At 61.6% G+C, this 14756-nt stretch carries 10 protein-coding genes; 6 read left to right on the forward strand and 4 right to left on the reverse strand.

Translation table 11 applies throughout. The features are described 5' to 3' along the window. Positions 1-72: 72 nt before the first annotated feature. The 4 genes from J5M57_RS07890 (at position 73) to J5M57_RS07905 (ending at position 7987) form a co-directional block, all read left to right on the forward strand. Entirely contained in the window at positions 73-3180 is a 3108-nt protein-coding gene (locus tag J5M57_RS07890; RefSeq protein WP_207849491.1) for an efflux RND transporter permease subunit, read from the forward strand. Further along, entirely contained in the window at positions 3177-4646 is a 1470-nt protein-coding gene (locus J5M57_RS07895; RefSeq protein ID WP_207849490.1) for an efflux transporter outer membrane subunit, read from the forward strand. The genes J5M57_RS07890 and J5M57_RS07895 overlap by 4 nt, the downstream gene beginning before the upstream one ends. 301 nt (positions 4647-4947) lie before the next feature. Next, positions 4948-7029, forward strand: a complete 2082-nt coding sequence (locus tag J5M57_RS07900) for an EAL domain-containing protein (RefSeq protein ID WP_207849489.1) — start codon at positions 4948-4950, stop codon at positions 7027-7029. A 211-nt stretch (positions 7030-7240) separates the two neighbouring features. Next, on the forward strand, positions 7241-7987 hold the full coding sequence (locus J5M57_RS07905) for an SDR family oxidoreductase (protein ID WP_064587387.1): 747 nt from the start codon (positions 7241-7243) through the stop codon (positions 7985-7987). Between the two features lie 134 nt (positions 7988-8121). Here the strand turns inward: J5M57_RS07905 and mapR are convergent, their stop codons facing one another. The 3 genes from mapR to J5M57_RS07920 form a co-directional block, all read right to left on the reverse strand. Then, on the reverse strand, positions 8122-9531 hold the full coding sequence (mapR, locus tag J5M57_RS07910) for a GntR family transcriptional regulator MpaR (protein ID WP_008087199.1): 1410 nt from the start codon (positions 9529-9531) through the stop codon (positions 8122-8124). A 168-nt stretch (positions 9532-9699) separates the two neighbouring features. Continuing rightward, on the reverse strand, positions 9700-11130 hold the full coding sequence (gene ccoG / locus J5M57_RS07915) for a cytochrome c oxidase accessory protein CcoG (protein ID WP_207849488.1): 1431 nt from the start codon (positions 11128-11130) through the stop codon (positions 9700-9702). Between the two features lie 195 nt (positions 11131-11325). Then, complete coding sequence (locus J5M57_RS07920; protein ID WP_083369225.1) at positions 11326-11574, reverse strand: DUF3203 family protein; 249 nt, start codon at positions 11572-11574, stop codon at positions 11326-11328. A gap of 123 nt (positions 11575-11697) precedes the next feature. Between J5M57_RS07920 and J5M57_RS07925 the strand changes: the two genes are divergently transcribed. Further along, the gene (locus tag J5M57_RS07925; protein WP_207849487.1) at positions 11698-12210 is read left to right on the forward strand and encodes an MgtC/SapB family protein; all 513 of its coding nucleotides are present in this window, start codon (positions 11698-11700) and stop codon (positions 12208-12210) included. 128 nt (positions 12211-12338) lie between these two features. Here the strand turns inward: J5M57_RS07925 and J5M57_RS07930 are convergent, their stop codons facing one another. Beyond that, positions 12339-12497: a hypothetical protein gene (locus J5M57_RS07930; RefSeq protein ID WP_169841819.1), complete on the reverse strand. Its 159-nt coding sequence runs from the start codon at positions 12495-12497 to the stop codon at positions 12339-12341. 217 nt (positions 12498-12714) lie between these two features. Between J5M57_RS07930 and J5M57_RS07935 the strand changes: the two genes are divergently transcribed. After that, positions 12715-14712, forward strand: a complete 1998-nt coding sequence (locus J5M57_RS07935; protein ID WP_207849486.1) for an alpha-1,4-glucan--maltose-1-phosphate maltosyltransferase — start codon at positions 12715-12717, stop codon at positions 14710-14712. The last annotated feature ends 44 nt before the right edge of the window (positions 14713-14756 follow it).

The raw sequence follows: 14756 nt of genomic DNA on the forward strand, positions 1-14756 counted from the left end.
GGGCAGACACACCGCTATCGCGAGCAGGCTCACTCCTACAGGGGCGTGCGGTGAAGACGGGGTTCGCGGTCAATGAACCTCTCCGGTCCTTTCATCAAACGCCCCGTGGCGACGATGCTCTTGAGCCTGGCGATCATGCTGCTGGGCGGTGTCAGCTTCGGTCTGCTGCCGGTGTCGCCGCTGCCGCAAATGGATTTCCCGGTGATCGTGGTCCAGGCCAGTTTGCCCGGCGCCAGTCCCGAGGTGATGGCGTCCACCGTCGCCACGCCGCTGGAGCGCTCGTTTGGCGCGATTGCCGGCGTCAACACCATGAGCAGCCGCTCCAGTCAGGGTTCGACCCGAGTCATTCTGCAATTTGACCTCGACCGCGACATCAACGGCGCGGCGCGCGAGGTGCAGGCGGCGATCAATGCGTCGCGCAACCTGTTGCCGAGCGGGATGCGCAGCATGCCGACCTACAAGAAGGTCAACCCGTCGCAGGCGCCGATCATGGTGCTGTCGCTGACCTCGGACGTACTGGAAAAAGGCCAGCTCTACGACCTGGCCTCGACCATCCTGTCGCAGAGCCTGTCCCAGGTGCAGGGCGTGGGTGAAGTGCAGATCGGCGGCAGCTCGTTGCCGGCGGTGCGCATCGAACTCGAACCACAGGCGCTGAACCAGTACGGCGTAGCGCTCGACGATGTGCGCAAGACCATCGCCGGGGCCAATGTGCGCCGGCCCAAGGGCTCGGTCGAAGACAGTGAGCGCCTGTGGCAGATCCAGGCCAACGACCAGTTGGAGAAGGCCAAGGATTACGAATCGCTGATCATCCACTACAACAACGGCGCAGCCCTGCGCCTGAAGGACGTGGCCAAGGTCAGCGACGGCGTCGAAGACCGTTACAACAGCGGCTTCTTCAACGATGACGCGGCAGTGCTGCTGGTGATCAACCGCCAGGCCGGCGCCAACATCATCGAGACGGTCAACGAAATCAAGGCGCAACTGCCCGCGTTGCAAGCGGTGCTGCCGGCCAGCGTCAAGCTGAACCTGGCGATGGACCGTTCGCCAGTGATCAAGGCCACGCTGCACGAAGCGGAAATGACTCTGCTGATCGCCGTGGCGCTGGTGATTCTGGTGGTGTTCCTGTTTCTCGGTAACTTCCGCGCTTCGCTGATCCCGACGCTGGCGGTGCCGGTGTCGCTGGTCGGCACCTTCGCAGTGATGTACCTGTATGGATTCTCGCTGAACAACCTGTCGCTGATGGCGCTGATTCTCGCGACCGGGTTGGTGGTGGACGATGCCATCGTGGTGCTGGAGAACATTTCCCGGCACATCGACGAAGGCGTCAAACCGATGAAGGCCGCCTACCTCGGGGCCAAGGAAGTCGGCTTCACCTTGCTCTCGATGAACGTGTCGCTGGTGGCGGTGTTCCTGTCGATCCTGTTCATGGGCGGGATTGTCGAGAGCCTGTTCCGCGAATTTTCCATCACCCTGGCGGCGGCGATCGTGGTGTCGCTGGTGGTTTCGCTGACCCTCACGCCGATGCTCTGCGCACGCTGGCTCAAGCCGCACACGCCTGGCCAGGAAAACCGCCTGCAACGCTGGAGCCGCAAAACCAACGACTGGATGGTCGGCAAGTACGCCACCAGCCTCGACTGGGTGCTGCGCCATCGGCGCCTGACCTTGCTCAGCCTGATCGTCACGGTGGGGGTCAACGTCGCTCTTTACGTGGTGGTGCCGAAAACGTTCATGCCGCAACAGGACACCGGCCAGTTGATCGGTTTCGTACGCGGTGACGACGGCCTGTCGTTCAGCGTGATGCAGCCGAAAATGGAAACCTTCCGCCGCGCCGTGCTCAAGGACGAAGCGGTGGAAAGTGTGGCCGGGTTCATCGGCGGCACCAACGGCACCAACAACGCCTTCATGCTGGTGCGCCTGAAACCGATCAAGGAACGCAACCTGTCGGCGCAGAAGGTCATCGAACGCCTGCGCAAGGAAATGCCTAAGGTGCCCGGTGCCCAGTTGATGCTGATGGCCGACCAGGACCTGCAATTCGGCGGTGGCCGCGAGCAGACCACCTCGCAATACAGCTACATCCTGCAAAGCGGAGATCTCGGCGCATTGCGCGAGTGGTATCCGAAAGTGGTCACCGCGCTGCGCGCACTGCCGGAGCTGACCGCGATTGACGCCCGCGAAGGCCGCGGTGCGCAGCAGGTGACGCTGATTGTCGACCGCGATCAGGCCAAGCGCCTCGGGGTCGACATGAACATGGTCACGGCGGTGTTGAACAATGCCTACAGCCAGCGGCAGATCTCGACCATCTACGACAGCCTCAACCAGTATCAGGTGGTGATGGAGGTCAATCCGAAGTATGCACAGGACCCGGTGACGCTCCAGCAGGTGCAGGTGATCACGGCTGACGGCGCACGGATTCCGTTGTCGACCATCGCCCATTACGAAAACAGCCTGGAAGACGACCGGGTCAGCCACGAAGGCCAGTTCGCTTCCGAAAGCATTGCCTTCGACATGGCCGAAGGGGTGACGGTGGAGCAGGGCAGTGCCGCCATCGAGCGGGCGATTGCCAAAGTCGGTTTGCCCGAAGACGTGATCGCGAAAATGGCCGGCACCGCCGATGCCTTTGCCGCGACCCAGAAAAGCCAGCCGTTCATGATCCTTGGTGCGCTGCTGGCGGTGTATCTGGTGCTCGGTGTGCTGTATGAAAGCTACATTCACCCGCTGACAATTCTTTCGACGTTGCCATCGGCCGGGGTTGGCGCGTTGCTGTCGATCTATGCACTGGGCGGCGAGTTCAGCCTGATCTCGTTGCTCGGGCTGTTCCTGCTGATCGGTGTGGTGAAGAAGAACGCGATCCTGATGATCGACCTGGCGCTGCAACTGGAGCGCCATCAGGGCCTGTCGCCGCTGGAGTCGATCCGCAGCGCCTGCCTGCAACGTCTGCGGCCGATTCTGATGACCACCCTGGCGGCGATCCTCGGCGCCTTGCCGTTGTTGCTCGGCCGTGCCGAGGGCGCGGAAATGCGCCAGCCGCTGGGCCTGACCATCATCGGCGGGCTGATCTTCAGTCAGGTGCTGACCCTTTACACCACCCCGGTGGTTTACCTCTATCTCGACAAGCTGCGCCACCGCTTCAACAAGTGGCGTGGCGTGCGTACTGACGCTGCTCTGGAAACTCCGCTATGACCGACCGTTCGCTTCTCAATCTGGCCACTGCTCGGGGCTCGCGTCTGTTGAGCCTGTCGCTGTGCGTGGCGATGCTCAGTGCCTGCGCCGTCGGCCCGGACTATCAGCGCCCGCAAACCGCCGAAATCGCGCAATACAAAGAGGCCAAGGGCTGGCGTCAGGCCAACCCCAGCGACTCGCTGGCCCGTGGCGCCTGGTGGGAGCTGTATGGCGATCAGCAACTCAACGCCCTGGTCGAAAAACTCAACAGCGCCAACCAGACCGTTGCCCAGTCCGAAGCCCAGTACCGTCAGGCCCAGGCCTTGGTGCGCAGCGCCCGCGGGGCGTTTTACCCGAGTGTCGACCTGAGCGTGGGCAAGACCCGCTCCAGCCAGGGCACCGGCAGCAGCAGTTCCAGCCTGAGCAGTTCCGCCAGTGGTATTCGGGACACCTACAACGCGCAATTGGGCGTGAGTTGGGAAGCGGATATCTGGGGCAAGTTGCGCCGCAGCCTGCAGGCGAACGAAGCCAGTGCCCAGGCCAGTTTTGCCGATCTGGCGGCGATGCGCCTGAGCCAGCAGTCGGAGCTGGTGCAGAACTACCTGCAATTGCGCGTGATCGACCAACAGAAGCGCTTGCTGGAATCGACGGTGGCGGCCTACGAAAAGTCGCTGCAAATGACCCAGAACCAGTACCGCGCCGGAATCTCCGGCCGCGATGCGGTGGCCCAGGCGCAGACTCAGCTGAAAAGCACCCAGGGCGATCTGGTGGATCTGATCTGGCAGCGCGCGCAGTTCGAAAACGCTATCGCGGTGCTCACCGGGCAGGCTCCGGCCGAGTTCAGCATCGCCGAGAGCCAGAACATTCCAAACCTGCCGCAGATTCCGTTGAGCCTGCCGTCGCAGTTGCTGGAGCGTCGTCCGGACATCGCTTCGGCGGAGCGTTCGGTGATCGCCGCCAACGCCAATATTGGTGTGGCGAAAGCGGCGTACTACCCGGACCTGACCCTGAGCATGAGTGGCGGTTACAGCAGCAGTACGTCAAAAAATCTCCTGACCCTGCCCAATCGCTTCTGGTCGGTCGGCCCGAAACTGGACTTGCCGATCTTCGATGGCGGCATTCGTTCGGCCGAAGTCGATCGCACCGAAGCGGCGTATGACCAGACCGTTGCCAAATACCGCCAGACCGTGCTCGACGGTTTCCGCGAGGTGGAAAACTATCTGGTGCAATTGAAGGTGTATGAAGACGAAGCCGCCGTGCGCCAGGAAGCGCTGGATGCTGCGCGCGATTCGTTGCGCCTGACTCAAAACCAGTACAAGGCCGGGTTGATTGCCTACATCGACGTGGTCGTGGTGCAGGCCACTGCACTGAGCAACGAGCGCACCGTTCTCAACATTCTGCAGAGCCGCCTGATTGCCAGTGTGCAGCTGATTGCTGCGCTGGGCGGTGGCTGGGATGGCGATCTGGAAGTAAGCGACAACCACTGATCCAGGCAACAAATTTGCCACTGTGGCGAGGGCGCTTGCTCCCGCTGGGTTGCGCAGCGACCCCAAGAGGTCGGGGAGCGCTGCGTGTTCCAGCGGGAGCACGCTCCCTCGCCACACGTGCAAGTATTTCAGTATGTGAGTCGCGGGCCAGAGCCTCGCAGGACGGTCGAACAAGCGTTTCATCGGCTTGATGGCAAAATGGTTACTTTGTCAGTGCGTTCTTCTGCGCAATCAGTACAATCGCCGCATTTGCCCGACCGAGAATGGACGCAGTACGGCGCGGGTGTTCGCGAGAATTTTCATGCTCATCGGTAGTTATTCCTCCACGCTGGTTTTCATTTCGTTGTGTGTGGCGATCCTCGCTTCCTACACCGCTCTCGATCTCACCGGGCGCATCGCCACCGCCAAAGGCCGGGCCGTGCATTTCTGGACTGCCGGCGGCGCGTTTGCCATGGGGGTGGGCGTCTGGTCGATGCACTTCATCGGCATGCTCGCCTTCAAACTGCCGATCGAGCTCGGTTATGACTTCACCCTCACCGCGCTGTCGCTGCTGATCGCGGTGCTGTCCTGCGGTTTTGCCTTGTGGCTGGTCAGCCAGCCGAAATTGCCGGTCCTGCAACTGGCGTTCGGCGCGCTGATCATGGGCGCCGGCATCAGCGCCATGCACTACACCGGCATGGCCGCGATGCGCATGACCCCGGGAATCGATTACGACCCGACGCTGTTCGGCGCGTCATTGCTGATCGCCGTCGGAGCCTCGGCGGCCGCCTTGTGGATCGCCTTCCGCCTGCGCCAGCAATCACCGTATGTGCGCCTGATTCGTGCCGGAGCGGCGGTGATCATGGGGATTGCGATTGTCGGCATGCACTACACCGGCATGGCGGCCGCGCAGTTTGCCGACGGCAGTTTCTGTAGCGCTACGCTCAACGGCCTCAAGGGTAACGGCCTCGACAGTCTGGTGTTGATCACCACGCTGGCGGTGCTGTCGATTGCCTTGTTGACGTCGATCCTCGATGCCCGCCTCGAAGCGCGCACCGCCGATCTGGCGCATTCGCTGACCCTGGCCAACCGTGAGCTGACACAACTGGCGCTGCACGACACCCTGACCGGCCTGCCGAACCGCATGCTGCTGGATGACCGGATCAATCAGGCGATGAAAAAGGTCAACGAGCAGGGTGGCTGTTTTGCCTTGATGTTCATTGACCTGGACGGTTTCAAACCGGTCAATGACGCATTCGGCCATCACATGGGTGACCAACTGTTGCGCGAAGTCGGCCTGCGCTTGCGCGAAGATTTGCGCAGCCTGGATACGCTGGCCAGGATTGGCGGCGACGAGTTCGTGCTGCTGGTGCGCCTGACCGAACCCGATGACGCCCTGGGCCTGGCCGCGCGCCAGGTCGGCCTGATTGGTCAGTCGTTCCGCGTGGCCGAACATGACTTGCAGATTTCCGCCAGCGTCGGCATTGCCCTGTATCCGGGCAACGGTCAGAGCGCCCAGGAGTTGCTGATGAACGCCGACGCGGCGATGTATCACGCCAAGGGCGGTGGCAAGAACGGCTACAGCTTTTTCGACGCCTCGATGAACAACAACGCGCGCAAGCAACTGCAACTGTTGCAGGACCTGCGCGCAGCGCTGGAGCACAACCAGTTCAGCCTGCATTACCAACCCAAGTTCGATGCCGCCAATGGCCACCCGGTGGGCGCCGAAGCGCTGCTGCGCTGGCAGCACCCGACACAGGGCATGTTGCTGCCGGACAAATTCATCGATCTGGCGGAGAAGACCGGCGTGATCATCGGCATTGGCGAATGGGTGCTCAACGAGGCCTGCCGGCAGATGCGCGAGTGGTATGTGCTTGGCTACACCGACTGGCGTATCGCGGTGAACCTTTCGGCCTTGCAGTTCTGCCACACAGGACTGGTGCGCAGCGTGGCCAAGGCGCTGGCGACGCACCATCTGCCGGCCAACAGCCTGACCCTGGAAATCACCGAAACCACGGCCATGAGCGACGCCGACGCGAGCATGACGGTGCTGCAGGAGTTGTCGGACATGGGCGTCGATCTGTCGATCGATGACTTTGGCACCGGCTACTCGAGCCTGATGTATCTCAAGCGCTTGCCGGCGAACGAGCTGAAGATCGACCGTGGATTTGTCCGCGATCTGGAGCATGACAGCGACGACGCGGCCATCGTCTCGGCGATTGTCGCGCTGGGTCAGGCGTTGGGCTTGCGGATTGTCGCCGAGGGTGTGGAAACCGGCGTGCAGCAGGACTTCCTCACAAAATTGGGCTGTGATTCGTTGCAGGGCTACCTGCTCGGGCATCCGATGCCGGCTGATCGCTTCATGCAGAACATTGCCCGTGGAGAGGCGCTGGCGGCTGACTGACTGCCTGCTGTGGCGAGGGAGCAAGCTCCCGCCGGGTCGCGAAGCGACCCCTCTCTTCAAGCATGGGCCTGCTGCGCAGGCCAGCGGGAGCAAGCTCCCTCGCCACAAACGGCGTGAGCGCTCAAGCCTTTGACACAGCCCATGCAAAACCCGCGAATGGCGGTTATTCTTCCACCCGACTGTTACGTGTGCATTGGGGGGAAGGGCCAGCATGGATAAAGTCATTGTGATCACCGGGGGCGGGCGTGGAATCGGCGCCGCCACGGCGTTGTTGGCTGCCGAGCAGGGCTATCGGATCTGCATCAACTATCAGTCGGATGAACAAGCCGCGCAAAGCGTGCTGGAGCAAGTGCGAGCGCTGGGGGCGCAAGCCATTGCGGTGCGCGCCGATGTCAGTATCGAAGACGAAGTGATCGCGCTGTTCCACCGGGTCGACACCGAACTGGGGCGAGTCACCGCGCTGGTAAACAACGCCGGCACCGTCGGGCACAAGTCGCGGGTCGATGAAATGTCCGAATTCCGCATCCTCAAAATCATGAAAACCAATGTATTGGCGCCGATCCTCTGCGCCAAACACGCGATCCTGCGCATGTCGCCCAAACACGGCGGGCAGGGCGGCAGCATCGTCAACGTCTCGTCGGTCGCTGCACGTCTGGGTTCGCCCAACGAATACGTCGACTACGCCGCGTCCAAAGGTGCGCTCGACACCTTCACCATCGGTCTGTCCAAAGAAGTGGCGGGCGAGGGGATTCGCGTCAACGCGGTGCGTCCGGGCTACATCTATACCGATTTCCATGCCTTGAGCGGCGATCCGGATCGGGTCAGCAAACTGGAGTCGGCGATCCCGATGGCCAGGGGCGGACGCCCGGACGAAGTGGCTGAGGCGATTGTCTGGTTGCTGTCGGACAAGGCTTCTTATGCGACGGGGACGTTTGTTGATTTGGGTGGTGGGCGTTAAGTCCAGAGCGTTTCGCTGTCAGGTCGGCCCTCTTCGCGAGCAGGCTCGCTCCCACATTGGTTCTGTGTCCCGCACAAATCCAGGGTGGGAGCGAGCCTGCTCGCGAAGGCAATAGCCCAGACAACACAGGGCTGTCAGAACGACCGCACAATCCGCCCCAACGTCTCCATCGCCTTCTCCGAGTCCTCGGTCCAAGGGCTGCCGTAATTCAGCCGGATACAATTCCTGAAGCGCTGGGTCGGCGAGAAGATCGGCCCCGGTGCAATGCTGATGCCCTGTGCCAAGGCCATCTGAAACAGCTTCAACGAATCCATCTGCGGCGGCAATTCCAGCCACAGGAAATAGCCGCCGGCCGGCTGGCTGACCCGGGTCTGTGCCGGGAAGTAGCGGGCGATGGCTGCGAGCATCGCGCTCTGCTGTTCTTCCAGAGCATAGCGCAATTTGCGCAGGTGGCGATCATAGCCGCCGTGTTGTAGATAGTCGGCGATCGCCGCTTGCGCCGGCATCGAGGCGCACAGCGAGGTCATCAGTTTCAGCCGTTCGATTTTCTGCGCGTAACGCCCGGCGGCGACCCAGCCAATGCGGTAGCCGGGGGCCAGGCTCTTGGCGAACGAACCGCAGTGCATCACCAATCCTTCAGTGTCGAACGCCTTGGCCGGTTTCGGCGCTTGCTGCCCGTAATAGAGTTCGGCGTAGACGTCGTCTTCGATCAGCGGCACCTGATGCCGGCGCAGCAGTTCCACCAGTTCCTGTTTCTTCGCCTCGGGCATGGTTGCGCCCATCGGGTTCTGGAAACTGGTCATGCACCAGCAGGCCTTGATCGGATGCCGTTCCAGCGTCTGCGCGAGCACGCCGAGGTCGATGCCGTCGCGTGGGTGCACGGGGATTTCCACGGCTTTGAGTTTCAGGCGCTCCAGCACTTGCAGGCTGGCGTAGAACGCCGGGGCTTCGATGGCCACCAGATCGCCCGGCTCGGTTACGGCTTGCAGGCACAGGTTCAGCGCCTCCAGGGCGCCGTTGGTGATCAGCAACTCTTCCATCGGCAGCATCAGCCCGCCGACCATGTAGCGCAGGGCGATTTGCCGGCGCAGTTGCGGGTTGCCCGGCGACATGTCGGTGACCACCATGCGCGGGTCCATCTCCCGCGCCGCGCTGGCCAGCGAGCGCGACAGGCGTTGCAGCGGGAACAGGGTCGGGCTGGGGAACGCCGAGCCGAAGGGCACGGTGCTCGGGTCCTTGATCGATTCGAGGACCGAGAACACCAGTTCGCTGACGTCGACTTCGGTGGAGTCGTTGACGTGGCTGCTGATCACCGGTTCCGAGAACGGACTGGGCGCGTGGGTGTTGACGAAATAGCCGGAGCGCGGCCGCGCACGGATCAGGCCGCGACGTTCCAGCAGGTAATAGGCCTGGAACACCGTGGACGGGCTGACCCCGTAAGTCTGGCTGGCGTAGCGCACCGACGGCACTCGCTGCCCGGGCCCGAGGACGCCGGAGCGGATCAGTTCAGCGATGTCGTCGGCGAATTTTTCGTAGCGTTTCATCGGTATCCCGCGATGGACTGAATTCGGATTGCTTTTTGTGGCGAGGGAGCTTGCTCCCGCTGGGCTGCATAGCGGCCCCCAAAGCTGGTGAGTGCTACGCACTCAAGCGGGAGCAAGCTCCCTCGCCACAGGTATCGCAGTGTCAAAACAGAAATGCATCTTAATGGCTCAGCGATTCATCGGTGCCACAAACCTGCTTTTCGCCACGCTATAAATCTCAGGCTCATCGCTGTCGGCAATCTTGAAGCTCAAGGTTTGCGAGCTGCTGGCCGGGCGCTCCGTGGTCATCGCCACCGACACAGGCACATCGACAATCTCTCCCGGCGCCAGGCTCAGCTCGGTCTTGCCCTGCAACTGGAAGCCGTCGCCGTCCACCAGGCTCAGGTTGTAGTCCTGACGCTGCTGGGTCTTGTTGATGACCTTGAGGGTGTAGATGTTCTCGATCTGGCCCTGACCGTTCTCGCGGAACAGCCCACGGTCCTTGGTCACGTCCAGCGAGACCATGGGCCGTTCGACCAAGGCCAGCGCCAGGGCGCCAATCATCACCAGCAGCACCGCCACGTAGCCAATCAGTCGCGGCCGCAGCAGGTGGGTCTTGCCACCTTGCAGTTCGCGCTCGGAACTGTAGCGGATCAAACCGCGCGGGTAGTTCATCTTGTCCATGATCGAGTCGCAGGCGTCAATGCATGCCGCGCAGCCGATGCATTCCATCTGCAGGCCGTCGCGGATGTCGATGCCGGTCGGGCAAACCTGCACGCACAATTGGCAGTCGATGCAATCGCCGAGGCCGGCCTCGGCGGGCTTCACATCGCGTTTGCGCGGGCCACGGTTTTCGCCGCGGGCCACGTCGTAGGAAATCGCCAGGGTGTCCTTGTCGAACATCACGCTCTGGAACCGTGCGTACGGGCACATGTGCATGCACACCGCTTCGCGCAGCCAGCCGGCGTTGATGTAAGTGGCGGCGGTGAAGAACAGCACCCAGAACAGGCTGACGCCGCCGATTTGCAGGGTGAACAGTTCTTCGGCGAGCGGACGGATCGGCGTGAAGTAGCCGACGAAGGTCAGCCCGGTCATCACACTGATCGCCAGCCACAGGGTGTGCTTGGCCGCGCGCCGCGCCAGTTTGTTCAGGCCCCAGGGCGCTGCCTGCAGTTTGATCCGTTGGTTGCGCTCGCCTTCGGTGATCTTCTCGCACCACATGAAGATCCATGTCCACGAACTTTGCGGGCAGGTGTAACCGCACCAGACCCGGCCGGCGAACACGGTGATGGCGAACAGGCCGAACGCGGCAATGATCAGCAGCGCCGAGAGCAGGATGAAATCCTGGGGCCAGAAGGTCGCGCCAAAGATGTGGAATTTGCTTTCGGCCAGATCCCACAGCACTGCCTGACGGCCGCCCCAGTTCAGCCACACGGTGCCGAAGAACAGCAAAAACAGAAACCCCGCGCCGCTCATGCGCAAGGTGCGGAACAGGCCGGTGAAGCTGCGGGTATGAATCTGCTTGTCGGTGGAACCGGCCTTCGCCTTCATCGGGCGACCCGGCACATTTCTTATGGTGGGGCTTGCTTCTACGGTTCGGACGGGGATTAGTTCGCTCATGGTCGTTCGCTCATCAGCCTCCATCAGGCGAATGAACTATGAGCGCCGAACTGTTTGCATAACAGACTCAGCTATTTCATTAAAAAGCGTATCAGATGGCTTTTTGCGGCCGATCTGCGACAACTTGAAGCAGCCCGCAGGCACAGGCGCAAACGCCTATCGCAGGCGTCTGCGGCGAGTGTTGATCAGGGTCAGTCAAATCACCGAATCACTCTCGTCAGCCTTCAGGTGTTTCCGGCCATCCCTGGCGCCTGCAACCGTCAAGGCGTCGGCTTCTGCTTCGGTGATGTAAATGCGCCGGCTTTCGATTTCCACGAAAGACATGGATTTGTCACTGTCTGTGCAGACTTCCAGCGTGTCGCAGATACGAATTTCCTCGCCATTTTCGACGGTGAAAAAACACACTTTTGATTCGGGATTGGATTCATCGATTCGAACGGGCATGGGGCTGTCCTTTTTCCGGGGGGTATCTGAAAGGTTAGGGCGCAGCGCCGGATGATCGTTCGACGCAACCGATTAATGGTCGGCGCTGTCCATCGATCAACGACCAATAAAAAGGACCGTGCGATGAACGCTTGGTGGGATGAAGTGTGGGAAACGCTGCAAGCGGAGTTCGCCGACATCGGCGATGCCTCGCAACTGACTCGCATCACCGTGCGCCTGCTGATGGCGGCGGTGTTGGGCGGGATTCTGGGTTTCGAACGCGAACACAAGGGCAAGGCCGCCGGGGTGCGCACGCACATGTTGGTGGCGTTGGGGGCGGCGCTGTTCGTACTGGTGCCGCAGACCTCTGGGGCGGAATCCGATGCGATGAGTCGGGTGTTGCAAGGCGTTATCGTCGGGATCGGGTTCCTCGGTGCCGGGACGATCCTGAAGAATCATGAAGGTGACGAAGGCCACGTCAAAGGGCTGACCACGGCGGCGGGTTTGTGGATGACGGCGGCGATCGGCGTGGCGACCGGGTTGGGCAAGGAAGCGACGGCGTTGCTCAGCACGTTACTGGCGTTGGGGATTTTCAGCGTGATGCCACGAATTGTCAGGCTGTTCGAGAAGAGCGACGAGAAAAACCAACATCTGTAACAACCCGCGCGGACTCTCTGATCCCTGTAGGAGCTGCCGGAGGCTGCGATCTTTTGATGTTGATCCTTAAAAACAAGATCAAAAGATCGCAGCCTTCGGCAGCTCCTACAGGGGGCGCGCTGCTCAGATCAGAGGATCACGGGCGGCATCGTCGTCGGTGGCTCTTCCTTCGGCGGTGGCGTGGTGCCCGGTGGTTCCTGCTCGGGAATCGGTGGTGGCTCGGTCTCGGGCAAGGTGGGTTTGTCGATGTTCGGATCAGGCGTTTCTGCCGGGATCGGGATGTTCATCTGTAGACCTCCGTGTGGCACATGGCGTGAGAAGTGCTTAAGTGGATTGACCACCTCCTGGTGAATTCGATCCGCTTTTTTATCCAGGCAAATCCCTGTGAACTTTTCCCCGGGCCGGTCGCTCGGAACCTAAGTGAGTTCATGTCGGGGCCGGTGCCTCCTTGTGAACACGGATCCGGCACAAGAGCGTCCTTGGGGCGTAAAGGAGAGATGCTCGATGTCTGCTGAAAAATCTTCAGAGCTGAGCTACAACCCGCACATGCCGCTGTCGCAAGCGTTGCTGCTGCCGCGCATCGTGATCGAAAACACCATGCCGACCCTCGACGGCGGGCAATTCGCCGTCAAGTCGATTGCCGGCCGCGATGTCGTTGTCACCAGCAAAGTATTTGCCGATGGTCACGACAAGCTCGCCGTGCGCATCCGCTGGCGCGAAGAAGGCGAAGAAACCTGGCAGAGCGAGGTCATGAGCGACCTCGGCAATAACAGCTGGGAAGGGCGCTTCCGTCCCGAACATCAGGGGCGCTATCTGTTTTGCGTCGAGGCGTGGATCGACCATTTCGCCAGCTTCCAGTACGAGCTGGAGAAAAAGCACAACGCCGCCGTCCCGGTCTCGCTGGAATTGCAGGAAGGCCGGAGCATGGTGCAACAGGCTGCCGAGCGCAGCGACGGGCCGCTCAGCGAAGAGCTGGCGGCGCTGCACCATGAGTTGTCCGGCCTGCTCGAAACCGAGCAGGTGGCGCTGTTTCTGCACCCGCGCAGTGCGCAATTGATGGCCCAGGCCGATCACCGCGCCTACTTGAGCCTGAGCGCCGAATTTCCGATGGATGTCGAACGGGAACTGGCCGAGTTCGCCAGTTGGTACGAGCTGTTTCCCCGCTCGATCACCGACGATCCCAACCGGCACGGCACCTTCAATGACGTGCATGCACGGTTGCCGATGATTCAGGACATGGGCTTCGACGTCCTTTACTTCACCCCGATTCACCCGATCGGCCGCGCCCATCGCAAGGGCCGCAACAATTCCCTGACGGCCGGGCCGGATGATCCGGGCAGTCCTTATGCGATTGGCAGCGAGGAGGGCGGCCACGAGGCGATTCACTCGCAACTCGGTACCCGTGAAGACTTCCGCCGCCTGCTGGCGGCCGCTGCCGAGCACGGACTGGAAATCGCCCTCGATTTCGCCATTCAGTGCTCCCAGGATCACCCGTGGCTCAAGCAACACCCGGGCTGGTTCAACTGGCGGCCGGACGGCACGATCAAATACGCGGAGAACCCACCGAAGAAGTATCAGGACATCGTCAACGTCGACTTCTATGCGCCGGACGCGATTCCCAGCCTGTGGGTCGAGTTGCGCGACATTGTGGTGGGCTGGGTCAACGAAGGCGTGAAGATCTTCCGTGTCGACAACCCGCACACCAAGCCGCTGCCGTTCTGGCAATGGCTGATCGCCGATGTGCGCGCCCTGCACCCGGAAGTGATCTTCCTTGCCGAAGCCTTCACCACGCCGGCAATGATGGCGCGGCTGGGCAAGGTCGGTTACACCCAGAGCTACACCTATTTCACCTGGCGCAACACCAAGGCCGAGCTGGCGAGTTACTTCACCGAGCTCAACGAGTCGCCGTGGCGCGAATGCTACCGGCCGAACTTCTTCGTCAACACGCCGGACATCAACCCGGCGTTCCTGCATGAATCCGGACGTCCGGGGTTTCTCATCCGTGCGGCGCTGGCGACCATGGGCTCGGGCCTGTGGGGCATGTATTCGGGGTACGAATTGTGCGAAGCGGCGCCGGTGCCGGGCAAGGAGGAATACCTCGATTCGGAGAAGTACGAGATCCGCGTCCGCGACTTCAATGCGCCGGGCAACATCATTGCCGAAATCGCCCAGCTCAACCGCATCCGCCGACAGAACCCGGCGCTGCACACGCACTTGGGCCTGAAAATCTATAACGCGTGGAACGACAACATTTTGTACTTCGGCAAGCGCAGCTTCGATGGCAGCAATTTCATTCTGGTGGCGGTGAGCCTCGATCCGCACAACGTGCAGGAGGCGAATTTTGAGCTGCCGCTGTGGGAAATGGGCCTGTCGGATGACGCGACCACCCACGGTGAGGATTTGATGAACGGGCATCGTTGGGACTGGCATGGCAAGTATCAATTCATGCGCATTGACCCGGCGTATCAGCCATTTGGCATCTGGCGGATTACGGCCGCCTAAGACACACACCGACCTGTGGCGAGGGAGCTTGCTCCCGCTCGGCT

Source organism: Pseudomonas sp. 86_A, from assembly GCF_017491705.1.
In the GTDB taxonomy this organism is placed as follows: domain Bacteria; phylum Pseudomonadota; class Gammaproteobacteria; order Pseudomonadales; family Pseudomonadaceae; genus Aquipseudomonas; species Aquipseudomonas koreensis.